At 35.5% G+C, this 16857-nt stretch carries 21 protein-coding genes; 3 read left to right on the plus strand and 18 right to left on the minus strand.

Annotated features, from left to right (window positions below):
* Positions 1-139: 139 nt before the first annotated feature.
* The 5 genes from MKD52_RS01345 to hisF all read right to left on the minus strand — a co-directional run bounded on the left by MKD52_RS01345 (position 140) and on the right by hisF (position 2839).
* Complete coding sequence (locus tag MKD52_RS01345; protein ID WP_242098996.1) at positions 140-781, minus strand: HNH endonuclease family protein; 642 nt, start codon at positions 779-781, stop codon at positions 140-142.
* An 18-nt stretch (positions 782-799) separates the two neighbouring features.
* On the minus strand, positions 800-1114 hold the full coding sequence (locus MKD52_RS01350) for a hypothetical protein (protein ID WP_242098997.1): 315 nt from the start codon (positions 1112-1114) through the stop codon (positions 800-802).
* Positions 1115-1176: 62 nt separating this feature from the next.
* Positions 1177-1539 (minus strand): DUF262 domain-containing protein, encoded by a 363-nt coding sequence (locus tag MKD52_RS01355; protein WP_347340925.1) that lies wholly within the window; start codon positions 1537-1539, stop codon positions 1177-1179.
* Between the two features lie 72 nt (positions 1540-1611).
* Positions 1612-2052, minus strand: coding sequence for a YqaA family protein (locus tag MKD52_RS01360; RefSeq protein WP_242098998.1), 441 nt, complete (start codon positions 2050-2052; stop codon positions 1612-1614).
* Positions 2053-2062: 10 nt separating this feature from the next.
* Complete coding sequence (gene hisF / locus MKD52_RS01365; RefSeq protein ID WP_242098999.1) at positions 2063-2839, minus strand: imidazole glycerol phosphate synthase subunit HisF; 777 nt, start codon at positions 2837-2839, stop codon at positions 2063-2065.
* A 103-nt stretch (positions 2840-2942) separates the two neighbouring features.
* On the opposite strand from hisF, the gene trpS reads away from it, so the two are divergent.
* Entirely contained in the window at positions 2943-3950 is a 1008-nt protein-coding gene (gene trpS, locus MKD52_RS01370; RefSeq protein ID WP_112057272.1) for a tryptophan--tRNA ligase, read from the plus strand.
* A 7-nt stretch (positions 3951-3957) separates the two neighbouring features.
* Here trpS and MKD52_RS01375 read toward each other — a convergent pair whose 3' ends face one another.
* Entirely contained in the window at positions 3958-4899 is a 942-nt protein-coding gene (locus tag MKD52_RS01375) for a D-2-hydroxyacid dehydrogenase (protein WP_242099000.1), read from the minus strand.
* 59 nt (positions 4900-4958) lie between these two features.
* Here MKD52_RS01375 and argB point away from each other — a divergent pair, with 59 nt between their 5' ends.
* Complete coding sequence (argB, locus tag MKD52_RS01380; protein ID WP_242099001.1) at positions 4959-5810, plus strand: acetylglutamate kinase; 852 nt, start codon at positions 4959-4961, stop codon at positions 5808-5810.
* A 37-nt stretch (positions 5811-5847) separates the two neighbouring features.
* Here argB and MKD52_RS01385 read toward each other — a convergent pair whose 3' ends face one another.
* The 11 genes from MKD52_RS01385 to nikA are packed head-to-tail and all read right to left on the minus strand — an operon-like array spanning position 5848 to position 15041.
* Positions 5848-6357 carry a YhcH/YjgK/YiaL family protein gene (locus MKD52_RS01385; RefSeq protein ID WP_242099002.1) on the minus strand — a complete coding sequence of 170 codons (510 nt, stop codon included), beginning with the start codon at positions 6355-6357 and terminating at the stop codon, positions 5848-5850.
* A 12-nt stretch (positions 6358-6369) separates the two neighbouring features.
* Complete coding sequence (gene sixA, locus MKD52_RS01390; RefSeq protein WP_112057268.1) at positions 6370-6837, minus strand: phosphohistidine phosphatase SixA; 468 nt, start codon at positions 6835-6837, stop codon at positions 6370-6372.
* Between the two features lie 10 nt (positions 6838-6847).
* The gene (locus MKD52_RS01395; protein ID WP_242099003.1) at positions 6848-7537 is read right to left on the minus strand and encodes a 5'-methylthioadenosine/adenosylhomocysteine nucleosidase; all 690 of its coding nucleotides are present in this window, start codon (positions 7535-7537) and stop codon (positions 6848-6850) included.
* A gap of 3 nt (positions 7538-7540) precedes the next feature.
* Positions 7541-8461 carry an ACP S-malonyltransferase gene (gene fabD / locus MKD52_RS01400; RefSeq protein ID WP_242099004.1) on the minus strand — a complete coding sequence of 307 codons (921 nt, stop codon included), beginning with the start codon at positions 8459-8461 and terminating at the stop codon, positions 7541-7543.
* Between the two features lie 9 nt (positions 8462-8470).
* Positions 8471-10036, minus strand: coding sequence for an arginine--tRNA ligase (gene argS / locus MKD52_RS01405; RefSeq protein ID WP_242099005.1), 1566 nt, complete (start codon positions 10034-10036; stop codon positions 8471-8473).
* 3 nt (positions 10037-10039) lie between these two features.
* Positions 10040-10288, minus strand: a complete 249-nt coding sequence (locus MKD52_RS01410; RefSeq protein WP_242099006.1) for a twin-arginine translocase TatA/TatE family subunit — start codon at positions 10286-10288, stop codon at positions 10040-10042.
* A 36-nt stretch (positions 10289-10324) separates the two neighbouring features.
* Positions 10325-11122, minus strand: coding sequence for an ATP-binding cassette domain-containing protein (locus tag MKD52_RS01415; RefSeq protein ID WP_242099007.1), 798 nt, complete (start codon positions 11120-11122; stop codon positions 10325-10327).
* Positions 11106-11837, minus strand: a complete 732-nt coding sequence (locus MKD52_RS01420) for an ATP-binding cassette domain-containing protein (RefSeq protein ID WP_242099008.1) — start codon at positions 11835-11837, stop codon at positions 11106-11108. Before MKD52_RS01420 ends, MKD52_RS01415 begins: the two co-directional genes overlap by 17 nt.
* Positions 11834-12634 carry a nickel ABC transporter permease subunit NikC gene (nikC, locus tag MKD52_RS01425; RefSeq protein ID WP_242099009.1) on the minus strand — a complete coding sequence of 267 codons (801 nt, stop codon included), beginning with the start codon at positions 12632-12634 and terminating at the stop codon, positions 11834-11836. The genes MKD52_RS01420 and nikC overlap by 4 nt, the downstream gene beginning before the upstream one ends.
* Complete coding sequence (locus MKD52_RS01430) at positions 12634-13566, minus strand: ABC transporter permease subunit (protein ID WP_242099010.1); 933 nt, start codon at positions 13564-13566, stop codon at positions 12634-12636. Before MKD52_RS01430 ends, nikC begins: the two co-directional genes overlap by 1 nt.
* On the minus strand, positions 13566-15041 hold the full coding sequence (gene nikA, locus MKD52_RS01435; RefSeq protein ID WP_242099011.1) for a nickel ABC transporter substrate-binding protein: 1476 nt from the start codon (positions 15039-15041) through the stop codon (positions 13566-13568). The genes MKD52_RS01430 and nikA overlap by 1 nt, the downstream gene beginning before the upstream one ends.
* Before the next feature lie 218 nt (positions 15042-15259).
* On the opposite strand from nikA, the gene MKD52_RS01440 reads away from it, so the two are divergent.
* Positions 15260-15697, plus strand: a complete 438-nt coding sequence (locus MKD52_RS01440) for a globin domain-containing protein (protein WP_112057258.1) — start codon at positions 15260-15262, stop codon at positions 15695-15697.
* Between the two features lie 124 nt (positions 15698-15821).
* Here MKD52_RS01440 and ilvC read toward each other — a convergent pair whose 3' ends face one another.
* Complete coding sequence (gene ilvC, locus MKD52_RS01445) at positions 15822-16847, minus strand: ketol-acid reductoisomerase (RefSeq protein WP_242099012.1); 1026 nt, start codon at positions 16845-16847, stop codon at positions 15822-15824.
* Positions 16848-16857 lie beyond the last annotated feature (10 nt).

The raw sequence follows: 16857 nt of genomic DNA on the forward strand, positions 1-16857 counted from the left end.
TTTTAAACCATAAAAAAAAATTTCTCCCACCCCCGTTGTGCAAAAATCTTTTTTTTAATTAATATATTGTCCAAATTTTCCCCCCCCCCCCCCACTTTTTTTGCATTATTAGAAAATTGATTACTCTAAGCAAATATGCTTAGATATGTTTGCTAAAGAAATCATTTAATCTTTGATAGATTTCTTTGTTTCTAGATTCAATATCTTCTTTTAGACATTTTTTCTCTCTTATGTCCAATTCATAAACTTCTTTTAAGCCTATGATTTTTTTATACTCATCTTGCTTTTTTGCAAAAAAGTGATCAGAGCATTTGATATTATTCTTATCAGGAAGCAGAATCTTGTTGCCAATTTGTTCTAAATATTGGTTGTGTAGATTCTCATTCCAACCATTAAAATTTGCATTTTGCCATTGTTTTGGCAAAATATGCTCTATTTGAAGCTTAGCTGTATTAGCATTTTCAGTAAAATCAGCATAGATATTCGCATATAAAAAGAGTATGAATTTTATTTTTCTGCTATCCATATTTTCTAGGTTTTGTAAAAAGGTTTCAAAATTTGGCATTTGTTGCTTGATTTGAATATTGCTCCAATCATTAGTTTTTAGGGCTACATTCATTTTAAAGATTATTTCTTTAGTGGTATTAATGGTGGCATTATTATTCAAAAGCAATAAACTTGATATTGTTATCAGTTTTGGCAAAAACTTATCAAAATCCTCACTAAATTTTGCAACATTAAATTTAACTTGCTTAAATTCAAGATGATTTTTCCATACCAAGCAACTTACAAAGCTTTTCTAAGCATCATTTTGAAAAAGATTTAAGTTTTTTAGGCAGTTTGTTGATTTCCTACTAAGATAATCTTGCGGATTAAGCCAAAAGTCAGCTAAATTTAAAATAAAAGGCATAGTTTCATCTTTGTATAGCCAATTTTCAGAAGCTCCATAATACACTTTTTTATCTTGTTTTGTAAAAAAGTTTAAAACGCTTTGGGTTGTTGTATCAAAGTCTTCGTGTTGAGCGCGAATAATATGCATAAATTGCAAAAATAAAAAATCTAAACTTTTGATTTCTTTGTCATCATCAATAGCTACTTCGCTATACAAATGCATTTCATCAAAATATAATTTTTCATCAGCACTATCAAATTTCCAAATACACCTTCCAAAACCATTTAAATAACCTTGCTTAACATTTTTGCCCTCATTTTTAAAATGCTCATAAAATGCTCATAAAATGCTCTAAAAAGCAAAGTCAATGTAGTAATTCTTTGTTGCCCATCGATAATTTCAAGCAACTTTTGATCATTTTTGTAAGTTACAATAGAACCCAAAAAATACTCTTCAATGTTTTCTCCATCTCCAAATACATTGATTATATCAGTCCAAAGCTGCTCACATTCATCTTTCCTCCAACTATAAGGACGCTGATAATCAGGTATAACAAATATCGTATCTTCTTCACCAAGTAGCTTTGCTACATATTCTTTTTTGGATTCAAATTGTATCTTAATCTCCTTTGTAAAAATAGCAACAATTTATAGGTAACATAGTATTTCTTGATTATGTCTAAATTTTACACAAAGAATTCTTACTTTGCCCCGATATAGTTAAAAATAAAAAACTTTGGTTAGGTAGATTAACAGATAATATCGTAAGCCTTTGCCAAGAAAAATAAAAAAGGTGGCTTTTAAAAAAGGGTAGCGAGTAGCCCCTAAAACAAATGCAAAAATATCTCCCAAAAAGGGCAAAAAACTAAAAAATGCCCCCACAAAACCATATTTGCCAACAAAAACGAGATATTTTTCAAAATTTTTTGGTTTTGTAAAGTGTTTTGCTAAAATAAAATTTTCTCCCCAATAGCCAATGGCATAAGTGCTAAGCGAACCTAAAGTATTGCCAATGGTAGCAACACTCCACACAAGAAACAAAGGATAATCTAAAGTCGCAAAAAAGCTAACAAAAACTTCAGATCCCAAAGGATAAAGGCTACTTGAAATGAAGCAAATGCAAAAAAGCCCAAATAAGCCAAGTGATTCTAGGGTTTGCATTGCTTTGGTGCTAGATTCTTACAGGAATGCCTTTGGATTTAAGGAAGTGCTTTAAGTCTGCGATTTGGATTTCTTGATAATGAAAAATTGAAGCAGCTAGTGCCGCATCAGCTCCATTCAAAAAAGCTTCTAAAATATGTTCCTTGCTTCCTGCACCACCACTTGCAATAAGTGGAATATGGACTAATTTTGAGATTTTTTGGAGTTGGACTAAATCATAGCCATTTTTGGTGCCATCACAATCCATACTCGTAAGCAAAATCTCTCCCGCGCCCCTGTTATAAGCTTCTAGCGCCCATTCTTCTAAGTCGATTCCAGTGTTTTTTCTGCCGCCGTGCGTATAGACCTCCCAGCCTTTTCCTGTGGCTTTTTTCTTGGCATCTATGGCAACGATAATACATTGTGAGCCAAAGCGTTTTGCGCTTTGTGTGATGAAGTTGGGATTTGCAATGGCAGAAGAGTTTAGGCTAACCTTATCGCACCCTGCATTAAGTAGCTTGTAAATATCTTCTAAACTAGAGATTCCGCCTCCCACAGCTAGAGGGATAAAGATTTCTTTAGCAACTCGCTTTACCATTTCTATGGTGGTGTTGCGCCCTTCGTGAGTGGCAGTAATGTCTAAAAAGGTGATTTCATCTGCTCCTTCATCGTTATAGCGTTTTGCTACTTCTATGGGATCTCCGGCATCTTGCAAACCAACGAAATTAACGCCTTTAACTACGCGCCCATCTTTAATGTCAAGGCAGGGAATGATTCGCTTTGTGAGTGTTGGTTTGGCTAAGTTCAATCGTGCTCCTTTTGTGAGATTCTTTGGGTAAAATTTTAACAAAAAAGTTTAAGTTTTGTTATAATTCACACTTTAAATTACACTTTTTGAAGGATTGATTGCTATGCAAACCAAAGTAACCACAAAGAAACCGCGCGTTTTTTCTGGGATTCAGCCAACAGGAAATATTCATTTGGGGAATTATTTGGGTGCAGTGAAAAATTGGGTGGATCGCCAAGAAGAATATGAAAATATTTTTTGTGTGGTTAATTCACACGCCATCACGATTCCACAGAATCCAAAGACTTTGCGCGAAAAAACTTTTGAGCTTTGTGCGATGCTACTTGCTTGTGGTATTGATCCACAGAAATCTACACTTTTTATTCAATCAGAGATTCAAGAACACACCTCTTTGGCGTGGCTTTTGACTTGTATTACGCCTATGGGTGATTTAAGTCGTATGACGCAGTTTAAGGACAAAAGCCAAAAGAATCCAAAAAGTATTTTTGCAGGGCTTTTTAATTATCCTAATTTGATGAGTGCAGATATTTTGCTTTATAAAAGTGAGTTTGTACCTGTGGGCGAGGATCAAAAGCAGCACATTGAATTAGCGCGTGATACAGCAATGCGGTTTAATCGTGATTATGGTGAGATTTTTGTTGTTCCGCAGCCTTTGATTCAAAAAGAGGGCGCAAGAATTATGGGGCTAGATGATCCGACAAAAAAGATGAGTAAAAGTTCAGGAGATAAGCCAAACCACTTAATCGCGCTTTTAGATAGTCCTGATGAGATTGTAAGAAAATTCAAAAAAGCAACGACTGATTCAGAGGGTGTTATTGCTTTTGATGAGAGTCGTGCGGGAGTTTATAATCTTTTGAATATTTATCAATGTTTTAGCAAAGAATCAAGAGAAGAAATTGAAAGGTTTTTTGCAGGAAAAGGTTATGGGGAATTAAAAATGAAAGTGGCAGAGGTCGTAATTGAGGGATTGCGCCCTATTAGAGAATCTTATGAAAGGCTTTTTGGTGATTTTGCCTATTTGCAAGGGATTTTGCAAAAAGGATCACAGACAGCTAGAGAAATCGCACAAAAAACCTATCAAGAAGCCAAAGAAAAAATGGGACTTATCTAAAGGCAGATTAAGCCTTTAGAAAGTTTTGAATATTGTCTATTACACCTTTTATGAGGATTTCTTTGCTTGTTTCATAACCCCAAGCATTGTGCGGAGTGAGAATAAATTGATCGGCGATTTTAGGGTTTAAAAATGGATGATTTTCTACCATAGGTTCTTGGCTAAAAACATCAAATCCAGCATAAATTTTACGCTTTTGCATTTCTTCTGCCAATTCAAGTTCATTGACGATTCCACCCCTACCTACATTAATAAGGATTCCACCCTCTTTAATAAGGGATAAATTGCTTTTGTTTAATAGATTCTGTGTGGAGGGATTTAGCGGTGCGTGAATGGAGATAACATCACTCTCTTTAAGAAGAGATTCTAAGGCAATACAAGGGTAATTTGGGTTTTGATTCTTGCCGCTTGTAGAATAATAGCTTATTTTAGCGCCAAATGCACTAGCTAGTCTTGCTACTTCTAAGCCGATAGTTCCAAGCCCAATTATTCCCCATTTTTTATTATCTAGTAATTCTAGTGGTGTGGATAAGTTTGTAAAAATTGGGCTTTTAGCATAGGTGCCACTTTTGCAATAAGAATCATAAAAAGGTAGTTTTGCACTCAAAGCCAATGCCATCATTAAAGTGTGCTGGGCAACGCTTTTTGTGGAATAACCTGCGACATTTTTTACTTCGATTCCTAAATCTTTAGCGGTTTGCAAATCAACATTATTGGTCCCTGTAGCAGTGATACAAACTAGTTTTAAAGTATCTTTTAGGGCAGTTAAGATTTCTTTGTTTAAAACTACTTTATTTGTTAAGACAATGTTAGCCCCTTTGCAACGATTAAGAGTTTCATTGGGGCTTGTAGTAGGGTATTCTGTGTAATTTCCAATACTTTGTAAGCTTTCTCTTAGGTTGTTTTCGCCAAGACTTAAAGCATCTAAAAAAACAATATTATTTTGCATTTTGAAATCCTTTTTTGAGTTATAATTTCATAAATATTTTACTAGAAAAAAGGAAAATAATGCATAATTATTCTAAAATTGTTTCTATTTTACTTGATTCGCTTCCCTATATCAAAATTTTTCGTGGTTCAAAAATTGTGATTAAATATGGGGGTGCTGCACAAATTAATCCTGAGTTAAAAGAGCAATTTGCTATGGATATTGTGTTGCTTTATATGCTTGGCATTAAGCCTATTATTGTGCATGGTGGGGGAAAAAGGATTAATGAATTATTAGGGGCATTAAAGATAGAGAGTGAATTTATCAATGGCGTGAGAGTAACAAGCGCAGAAGCACTAAAAGTGGTGGAAATGGTGTTAAGTGGAGAGATAAATAAAGAAATTACTTCATTTTTAAATCATCACGGAGTGAGTGCTTTGGGTATGAGTGGGAAAGACGCTTCATTGTTTTTGGCTAAGCCAAAAGAGAATGGGAAATATGGTTATACTGGAGAGATTATTGCAACTAAAGGCGAAGTGATTGATAATCTCTTAGCGCAAAACTTAATTCCAGTGATTGCTCCTATTGCTTATGGAGGGGAATCTGGGCACCCTGGGTTTAATATCAATGCTGATAGTGCAGCAAGTGCGATTGCCATTGCTACCAAAGCTAAAAAGGCTATTTTCTTGACAGATACCCAAGGGGTTTTAGATGCAAATAAAAATATCATCGAAAGCTTGAATCTGCAAGAAACAAAGCAACTAATTAATGAAGGTGTGATTAGTGGAGGAATGATACCTAAGGTGGAGGCTTGTTTAGAATGCATCACAAATGGTGTTGAAAAAGCTCATATTATCGATGGAAGAATCCCGCATTCATTGCTTCTAGAGCTCTTTACTAGCGCAGGTATTGGCAGTGAGTTTGTCAGATAATATAAAATGAAAGAATAGCAGATTTGAATCTAATCTGCTAGAAATTTAATTTAATAAGTTCTTTGGGGATTTTAATAACAACTTTTTGGACAAGTTCGCTTGTATTAACAGAAATTCCACCCGCATGAACATCGATGCTTTCAAAAACAGCCAGATTCCCCCTAAAGAGCAAAATACTTGAAGTATAGGGGCTTTTATGATATTCAATGAGATCTTTTGTGGAATCTAGAGGTGTTTTAATTTCACAAAGGCTATGTGGAGAGACAAAGAAGATTTCTTTTCCATTAATTAGCATTTGGAAATCAACCATTGCTTGGTGGCTTTCATAAAAGGCTTCCTGTGGAGTTTTGGTGAGATAAGCTTGTTCTATGGCTTTGGCTCCCCCATCAAAATATACTTCAAAGGTTTCACCTGCTTTGAGATTGGAGATTCTTGCAAAGACTTCGCTTTCCTCATCAATCGCTTCCCAAAGATAGCCAAAAACTTTTGTCAAAACTTCATTTTTTTTGAATTTGCTAATGATATCTGGAAGATAGCCTACAAACATTCATCTACCTCCCTAAAAATTTCTCAATCCCACCAAAGCCCAATCTTCATTGCCCTCGTGCTCTAGCTCTACAACGCCACCTTTATGGATTTTGATATTCAAATTGCCCTTAGAGCAGATACTTTTGACAAATTCGCTAATAGCAGGTTCGTGCCCAACAACTACAAGAGTTTGCCAATCCTCTTCAATCTCATTTTGATGCTTAGTGTAGCCTTCAATGCCAACTTCTGGGTTTAGATGTGGGCTTAGAAAAAAAGTGCTATTTTTTTGGAGTTTGGCAATATATTTTGCAGTATCACAAGCACGTAAAGCTAAAGAAGAAATAACTGCATCTACTTCAGGATAGCGCTTGTAAAGATATTTGGCTATTTTTTTGGCTTGTTTTTTGCCTTTTTGTGTAAGTGGGCGCTTTAAATCATCTTCCCCTTTCCATTGTTCCCTATCCTCTGCTTTTGCATGACGCACTAAAATAAGACGCATAATTCCCTCCTTAGTTAATTTTTTCAATCATTTTTATGACAAGTGATGCACTTTGTTTGGCGGAATGTTCTAAAAATTCCTCATAGCTAATAAGTGCTTCATCGCCAGCATTATCAGAAATAGCGCGAATCACACAAAGGGGTGTGTTGAGATTATCGCAAACCACAGCTACACTTGCTCCTTCCATTTCAATTGCATCAGCGTTAAATTCATTTTTTATCCACTCTTTTTTCTCTTTGTTGCTAATGAATTGATCGCCAGTTGCAATGGTTCCTTGATGAATGGTAATGTTTAAATCTTTGGCAACTTCTTTAGCAAGCTCATTGAGTGTTTCATCAGTTTGTGTGAAAATTTTGCTATCAGAAAAATACCCAAAAGGATGCCCAAAGATTGTAATATCTACATCGTGTTGGCAGAGTTTTTCACCAATGACTAAATCGCCAATTTTGTAGCTTGGATTGATTCCACCTGCTACGCCATTAAAGATTATTTTATCACAACTAAAATACAGAATCATTGTGGCTGCGCTCAAGCTAGAATGCACTTTGCCAATGCGACTGCATGCGATAATGAGCGTTTTATTGCTAAGGGAGACTTTATAGAAAGTATTGCCTCCAAAAGCTATGGTTTCATAAGTTTTGTAATGCTCTAAAAGAGGAGAGATTTCCTCTTGCATAGCTCCTAAAATGCCAATTGTCATTTATTAATCCTTTTGTAAGAAATTTTGGATTTCATCATAAGTTTGCAAAGAAAGTGTTTCTTTTTGCGTTAAGCGTTTGTTTAAGCCTTTAAGAACATTTCCTCCACACTCGATAAAGAGATCTACTACAGAATCATTTTCTCTAATGGATTGCTTATAAAGCACGGGCGAAATTAATTGCTTAGAAAGCAGATCTAAAGCTTGATTTTTCGTGTTATAAGGACGCGCAGTAACATTAGAGACAATCGAGAATGCAAATGATTCTTGCAAAGTCTTCTCTAAAAGCATTTCAAATTCTTTGCACATATTTTCCAAAATAGGGCAATGGCTAGCAACAGACATTGGTAACATTAAGGCTCTTTTAGCGCCAAGCCCTTTTAGTTCTACTTCAAGCTCTAACAAGTCTTCTTTGCTACCTGCTAAAACCATTTGCCCATCACCATTATAATTAGCACACCAGACTTTTAAGCCTACATTGCGTTTTTTATCGCAAAGCTCTTCAAGTGTAGAATCTTCCAAGCCTAGCACTACCATCATTCCCGCTTGTTGCTTTTTGCAAGATTCTTCCATAAGGTTTCCGCGTTGGCTTACCAGCTTTATAGCCTCTTCAAAGCTTAGGGCACCACTTGCACAAAGTGCGCTAAATTCGCCTAAAGAATGTCCTAATGCTAGGTTGATTTCTCCATTTATTTTGGGTTTAATAAGATGAAAAACGCTATAGCTTACAAGCAAAATAGCAGGTTGTGTGTAGCGCGTAAGATTAAGTTTATCGTTTTCTTCAAAGCAAAGTTTTTGCATATCCTCTTTTAAAAGGTCGCTTGCTTTTTCAAAAAGCTCCCTTACTTCTTGACTATTTTCAAAAAGGCTTTTTCCCATTCCGATGCTTTGACAACCTTGTCCAGGGAAGATAACAGCTTTATTCATTGTTTTCCTTTACATACTTTTTTTGGCTTTAACTCCAAGTAAATCTAATCCAGCATTAAGCGATTGTGCAACAATGCTTAAGACACTTAGAATTGTCTGTTCATTAGGAGTATTAAGAATTTTTTCTTCATTGTAGAATCGATGAAACTCACTTGAGAGAGTGCGTAAATACTCTACGACTTTTTGGGGATTTCTTTGGATAAAAGAATCTTCAAGTGTTTTTGAGAGATTGAGCGCCAAAACAAGCAAATCTCGCAAAGATTCACTAAGATTACTAAAGTTTTTTTGTAATGTTTCTAAGGTGTGATTGGATTTTGCAAAAAGTGTGTGAATCCTAGCGTGTGCGTAATTAATATAATAAACAGGATTGGATGAATCTTGCTTTTTTAGATCTTCAATATCAAATTCCAAATGCGTATCGGCTCTTTTACTTAAAAAAATCAAACGCAGTGCATCTGAACCAACATCTTCTATAATGTCTTTCATTAAGATAAAATTACCCGCTCTTTTGCTCATTTTATAAGATTCTCCACCCTTTAGTAAAGCGACCATTTGGGAGAGTAAAATTTCTAATTGATTGCTATTGTAGCCCAAAAATTCAACTGCAGCTTTTACTCGTTGAATATATCCGTGATGGTCGGCGCCCCAAATATTGATATATCTATCAAATTTGCGTTCAAACTTGTTTTTATGATAGATAATATCTCCTGCTAGATAAGTTGGCTCACCATTTTCGCGCACAACAACGCGATCCTTTTCATCGCCAAACTCTGTGGATTTGATCCAAATTTTACCTTCTTGCTCATAGATGCCATGGTGTGATTCTAGGGATTTTAGTGTGTCATTCCATTGCTTATAAAGCTCTTTTTCGCTAACAAAATTATCAAACACAATTCCTGCTTCTGCAAGATTGCTTTTGATTTCTTCTAGCATTTTGTCTTTGCCAAAAAGGCTTAATTTTTCAATAAATTCTTCACTTTTAAAACATTCTACCCCAAAGCATTCTTTTGCCTCTTTAGCTAAATCCAAAATATATTCGCCTTTATAGCACCCTTCTGGTAATTCATAAGAATCACCCAAAAATAAGTGTCTTCCTGCAAAATAAATGGATTTTCCTAGGTTTTCAATCTGTGAGCCTGCATCATTAATGTAATATTCTGTTGTAATAGAGTAACCCAAATGCCGCCCAATTTTGCATAAGCTATCGCCTAGAATCGCTCCCCTTGCGTGTCCAATATGCAAAGGTCCTGTGGGATTGGCACTTACATATTCTAAGAGAATCTTTTCTCCATTTTTTTGTTTTGGTTTTAAGAAATCTTGTGTGCATTGCTCCAAAAATAAATCACTTAAGAAAAAATTAACATAGCCACCAACAACATTGAGGCTAGAGATTTCTGGTAGCAATTCAAGCTTTTTTGCAAAATCTTGGGCAATATCTTGGGGGGATTTCTTAAGGCTTTTTGCCAAACTAAAAGTCGGCAGGGCAAAATGCCCAAACTTCTTATCGCGAGGTTGCTCTAAAACACTTGTAGTTCCAAGCGTCTCATCAACAATTTTTTTAATTTTATAATACATTTGTTAAACTTTTGTAGTTTCGTTTTGGTTTGTGGAAGCGGTTGTTTCTTTTGTGTTAGAATCATTTTGAATTTTGTCTGGTTTGGCTTCTGTAGTCTTGATGTCTGCATTTTCTTCATCTTCTTTGATTGCTTTTTTGAAGTTCTTGATACCTGAACCCAAACCCTTTGCTAAATCTGGAATCTTCTTAGCTCCAAATAACACAATAATAATTAACAAAATGATTAATAATTGCTGAACACTTGGTCCCATTTTAGTCCTTTGCCTTAGAAAATAGAACCCATTATATCATAATTCCACTTGCAAAAAGGTATTTTGAAAACTTGCTTCTAAAAACTCTCTAAAAACACCCGTTTTATCACGCAAAATTGCATCTTGAATGCCTTCTTGCTTAGAGGCTTGGAATATAATTTTTCCTTTTTTAAGCAAAATAATTTCTTGACATAACTGCAAAATAACCCTTAAATCATGGGAGATAACAATCAAAGTTAGAGCGAAATCTTGTTGAATTTTTTTGAGATTCTCTATCATTTGCATTTGTAAATGCGCATCAAGATTAGAAAAAGCTTCATCTAAAATGAGAATTTTAGGTTTTAGGGCTATGGCGCGTGCAATAGCGATTCTTTGTTGCTCACCACCGCTAAAATAGAGACTTTTTTTATCAAGATCAAGGGGATTTATTTCTACAAACTTTGCTAATTCCTCGCTTTGTTGTTTTTTGTTTGTAATACGATGATAATTTTTTAATCCCTCTAAAATACATTCTCTTGCACTCCATCTGGGATTAAGAGAGCTTTGAGGATCTTGAAAGATACCTTGTATATTTTGGCGAATCTCTTGATCTGAACCTTCAAAATATTTTTTGCCCAAAATCTTAACTTCTCCGCTCTTAGCCTTTTCTAATCCTAGCAAGATTCTCACCAAGCTTGATTTTCCAGCACCATTTTCGCCTAATATGCCTAGATTCTTTCCTTGTGTTAGCGAGAAGTTAATATTTTCTAAAATCACCTCTTGTTTTGATTGAGAAAAAAAATTCCCTTTTTTGTAGCTTTGAGTTAGGTTTTTGACTTCAAGTAATTTTTCCACGAAAATCCCCCCAAGGTGTGTTTAGAAGTTTTTGATTCTCTCTTAACAACTCTTGTGTTTTTTGGTGCTTTGGGTTGGTTAAAATTTGATTCTTATGCCCTTGTTCAATAATTGTTCCTTGATGAAGCACGATGATTGTTTCTGCCATTTTGGCTGCCAATGAAAGGTCATGAGTGATAAAAAGCAGTCCAAAACCCATTTTTTTTTGCAAAGAAAGCAAGAGACTAGAGATTTTCAGTGTGCCTAAGCAGTCTAAATTGCTTGTCATTTCATCTGCGATAATAAAGCTAGGTTGAATGCAAATACTAAGTGCAATCATTAATCGCTGAAGTGTTCCGCCACTTAGTTCAAAAGGATAAGAATCTAAAATATCTTGAGTTAATCCCACCTCCTTTAGCCCCCAAGAATCTTCTTTTAAAGCGCTTAGATGGTGAGCTTTGAGTGTTTCTAAAAAATGTTGCCTTAAAGTAAAAATTGAATCAAAGCAACTTGCAGGATTTTGCAAAATTACTCCAAATTTTTCATCACTTTGGAGAGTGCCAGAGCTTGTAAAGTCTTGAGGTAAAAGTCCCAAAATAGCCCTTGCTAGGAGACTTTTTCCGCTTCCACTCTCGCCTAAGAGAGCGACTCTTTGGTTATTTTTGAGATTTAGATTTAGGTGGTGCAATATTTGTTTTTTGCTAGAAAAAAGGTTAAAATCTTGAAGTCTTATCATTGTTTTTCCATTTGGAGCGAATATTTATCTCTTAAGGCTTCCCCTAAGGTGTTAAAAATAGCCACAGAAATAAAAATGCAAAGCCCCGGATAAAGCATTAAAGTAGGGTGCTCCATAATATAAGGCGCAGAATCTTGAATCATCACTCCCCATTCAGGCATAGGCGCTTGCACACCAAGTCCCAAAAAAGAAAGTCCTGAAATATGTAAAAGCATATGCCCAAAATCAAGTGTAATAAGAATAATCATTTGTAAAAATACCACAGGCAAAATGTGTTTTATGATAATCATAAAATCATTACCTCCAAGCATTTTGGCAGCTTGAATATGGTTTTGGGTTTTTGCTTCAAGCGTGATACTTCTTATCATTCTAGCATACCAAGCCCAATGCGTAAGCACAATGGCTAAAATAACATTGGTGATTCCAACCCCAAAAATGGCAATGAAAAAAAGCGCTAAAATAAAAGTAGGAAAAGTCAAAAATACATCGCAAATCCGCATTAAAACGCTATCAATAAAACCACCCTTATATCCAGCAATAATACCAATAATAAAAGAACTCAAAGCAATTAGTAAAGAAATCACAAAAACACTAAAAAGGGAGATTCTAGCTCCATAGCCCAAACGGCTTAAAATATCTCTACCTAAATGATCTGTGCCTAGCCAATGTTGCGCAGAAGGAGATAGGAATTTCTGCTCTAAATCTCCAAGAGTAGGGTCATAAGGAAAAATCCAAGGCGCAAAGAGAGCAACAAAAATCCAACACAAAGCAAGAAAAAGAGCAATTTTTAAGCGCATTAGGCATTCTCATAGCGGATTTTTGGATTAAGATAGGCAAGGAGAATATCTACTAAGAGATTTAAAAATACAAAAATAACCACCATAACAATCATAAAGGCTTGAATCACTGGGTAATCGTGGCTGTAAATTGCACTCACTGCATATCGTCCAAAGCCAGGTAAGCCAAAGAGAATCTCCACAACCACTGCTCCACCTAAAATCTCTCCAAAGTGCATACCCAAGGAAGTAACAATAGGGAGTAGAGAATTTTTTAAGATGTGTTTTTGAATGGTTTGTTTAGGTAGATTTCTCGCATAAGCATATAACACGCTTCTTTGGCTTTGGTGCTCTAGATAGCTTACACGCACTAAGCGCATATTAATGGCAATAGACATTAGGCTTAGGGTAATGACAGGGAGAATATAACTTTTGAGTGAAAAATCATCATAGGGAGAGAGAATCCCTAGCTTTAAAGTAAAGAGATAGATTAGCAAAAATCCAAACCAAAAGCTTGGTATTGATACGCCAAAAAAAGCAAAAATACTCAAGCTTTTATCTACCCAACTTCCTTTTTTGACTGCGCCAAGCATACCTAAGAAAACCCCAAAAAATATTACAACAAGCATAGAAAGCAAAGCTAAATTTAGAGTAGTGGGGAGATAATATAGAATATCTTCTAGCACAGGGCGTTTAGTAACATAGGAGATTCCAAAATCTAAGTTTAAAAGATTTTTTAGCCAAAGAAAATATTGCTCAAAGAAAGGTAGATTTAAGCCAAGCTCGATTCGAGTGGCTTCTAGGGCTTCTTTGGTGGGTGGAATCTGGGATTGTGTAAGGTAGGCAAAAGCAGGATCAATAGGACTTAAGCGCAAGATCCCAAAAACAATAAAGGAAACGGCTAACAAAATGGGGATTAAAAGTAGGATTCTTTTACAAAGAAATAGAAGCATTAAAATTCCATATTTTCAAATAGAAATTCTGTTTCCATAGCACCCATTTGATAGGATTTGATGCGTTCTTTGTTATAAATTCCAAGCACTACTCCATGGCTAAAAGGGAGATAAATCGCACTTTGGTGTAAGAGATTAAATAATTTCGTGTAGTTTGTTTGGAGAATCTTGGGATTAGTTTGGTTAAGGATAGTATTGATAAGTGCTTCTATTTCTTTGCGCGAATTTAAGTCTTTTTGTGCAGCAAAATCAGCGTGAGATGGGGCTAACATTGAAGCAATAAAAGAATGTGGGTCATAAGGATTCCCCCAAGTCTCATTAAAAATCAAGTCAAAATCACCATTTTTTTGTCTTTGGAAAAAGTAAATTGGCTCTGTGGCATTGAGCTTGATTTTGATTCCAATTTTGTTTAAATCATTTTGAATAGCTTCGGCAATTGTTTTTTGAACGGGATTGTTTGCGATATAGACAAGATTAAGAGCTTCTTGCCTGTAGGTGCTTTTTAGGAGATGGTCTTGAGCGCTTTTTGGGTTAAAAGTGGGAGTTTGTGGCTGTGTGCTACAAAATTCCAATTGAGGGTTAAAAAGATTATAGGCTAGTTTGTCAATTTGAAGGAGAATCTTTTCTAAAATCACTTGGCGATTAATGGATTCTAATATAGCTTGACGCAAATTAATATCATGAGTGGGGCGCTGATTATTAGCATTAATAACAAGGTGAAAAGTGCCTTGAGGGTTAGAAGTGATGGTTTGGTATTTGGGGTTTTTGCTAAGGCGTAAGAAATTTTCACGCGAAAGTGAATCTTTGCCCACTAAAATATCCAATGCACCACTTTCAAAGGCTAAGATTCTAGAGTTTGGATCGGGTAGGATTTTCATTGTGAGTTTTGAAATTTCAGGTTTCTTGCCTTGAAAATGAGGGTTTGGAGCAAAAATATCATAAGATCCTAATTTACTTTCTTTTAACACCCAAGCACCACTTCCAATGGGAGCTTTTATGCCATTTTTGGTTGAATTATTGATCATTGCACTTGGTGCGATAAATCTAAAGGGGCGTGGGAGACTAAGCTCGTTTAGAGTGGCAGTATAGGGAGTTGTGAGTTTGAGTTCAAAAGTTTTGGAATCAAGTGCTTTAGCATAGGCAATTTTTTGTGTGATTCCAAGCCACAAATGTCGTGTTTTATTCTCTAAAATGGCTTTGAAATTCATCTCTATTGCATAGGCATCAAGCGGACTACCATCAGAAAATACAAGATCATCTTTGAGAAAAAAAGTGTAAGTTTTGCCATCTTTAGAGACTTCCCAGGATTTAGCAACTTCGCCTATAAACTTTTCACCATCAAAACGCACTAAAGATTGATAAAGCATAATTTGGGCATACATTTGATTGGGTGAATAGAGATGCGGATTGAGATTCCCAGCATTTACCGCCCAAGCACTTGTAATTTCGCGCCCAAAAAGTGGAGAAAGCAACAAAAAAGGGAAAAATTTTAGAAAATAAAAAAAGAAATTTTTGATATTTCGCTCCTAGGTAACCGATATTATTGCTTGAAATTATACAACAAAAACCTTAATGGTTTGATTTTTTTATCTTTTTTGATTATTTGAGATTTGCCAAAATTAACATAAATCAATTTTTTTATTTTGATTTTTTCTTACAATGCTGATTTTAATTTACTATAAAAGGTTAAATAATGTTAGATTTACACACTAAAGAGATTGTAAAAAGCACGATTCCAGCGCTCAAACAATATGGAGAGGACATTACAAAAGTTTTTTATCGTGAGCTTTTTGGTCGTTATCCACAAGTGCAAGGAATGTTTGATATGGAAAAACAAAAAAATGGAAAACAACCCAAGGCTTTGGCAATGGCGATTTTAAATGCGGCTAGTAATATTGATGATCTAGAAAAGATTCGTCGTTCTGTAGAAGCTATTGGAAAAACTCATGTGAGTTTAAATGTTTTACCCGAACATTATCCGCTTGTGGGGGAGTGTTTGCTAGTGGCTATCAAAGAGGTGTTAGGTGAAGTTGCTAATGATGAGGTAATTGAGGCTTGGGGAAAAGCTTATGGCGAAATTGCAGATTTTTATATTCATATAGAAGAAGAAATGTATAAAGCACAAAAATAAAGCCACAGAAAGCTTTAAAATTATAAAATTTAGAGCTTTTGTGGAATTTGTATAAAAAGTTAGAAAGTTTGCTTCTTTGAAATATAAAACTCCCAATTAGAAATTTTGGGAGTTTTGCTTAAAATTAGTTTTTGTTTTGATCGACAAGCTTGTTTGCACCAATCCAAGGCATCATAGCGCGAAGTTTTTCGCCCACTTGCTCGATTTTATGGTTAGCTAGATTTTTGCGTTCTGCATTCATTCTCGCATAACCTGCTTTACGCTCTAAAATAAAGTCTTTTGCAAAGCGTCCTTCTTGAATGTCACTCAAAATCTCTTTCATTGCTTTTTTAGATTCAGCATTAATCACTCTAGGACCGCTTACCATATCGCCGTATTCTGCGGTATTTGAGATAGAATATCGCATATTTGCCAAGCCACCTTCATAGATTAAATCCACGATTAGCTTAAGCTCATGCAAACATTCAAAATACGCCATTTCTTCAGGGTATCCAGCCTCTACAAGTGTTTCAAATCCTGCTTTAATAAGACTACTTACACCACCGCAAAGCACGGCTTGCTCACCAAAAAGATCGGTTTCAGTTTCATCTTTAAAAGTCGTTTCAATAATCCCACTTCTACCACCGCCAATCGCACTCGCATAGCTTAGTGCAATCGCTTTTGCATCGCCTTTACTTGTATCTTGTTCTACCGCGATGAGATCAGGGATTCCGCCACCTTTTACAAATTCACTTCGCACTGTGTGTCCAGGTGCTTTTGGTGCTATCATAATCACGCCTACGCCTTTTGGTGCTTTGATTTGTCCAAAATGGATATTAAATCCGTGTCCAAAGGCAATAATTTTATCTTCACTTAAATTTGCTTTTATGTCGCGTTCAAACACATCGGCTTGTAATTCATCAGGGATTAGAATCATCACTACATCAGCCCATTTTGTAGCTTCACTTACTTCAAGGACTTTGAAGTTTTTTGCTTCTGCTTTTGCCCAGCTTTTACCACCTTTATAAAGCCCAATAACAACTTCTACTCCAGAATCTCGTAAGTTTTCCGCGTGTGCGTGTCCTTGAGACCCAAAACCGATAATTGCCACCTTTTTCTTTTGGATTAACCCTAAATCACAATCTTTGTCGTAATACACTTGTAATGCCATTGCCAACCTC

This window comes from Helicobacter sp. CaF467b (assembly GCF_022664765.1).
Classification (GTDB): Bacteria; Campylobacterota; Campylobacteria; order Campylobacterales; family Helicobacteraceae; genus Helicobacter_D; species Helicobacter_D colisuis.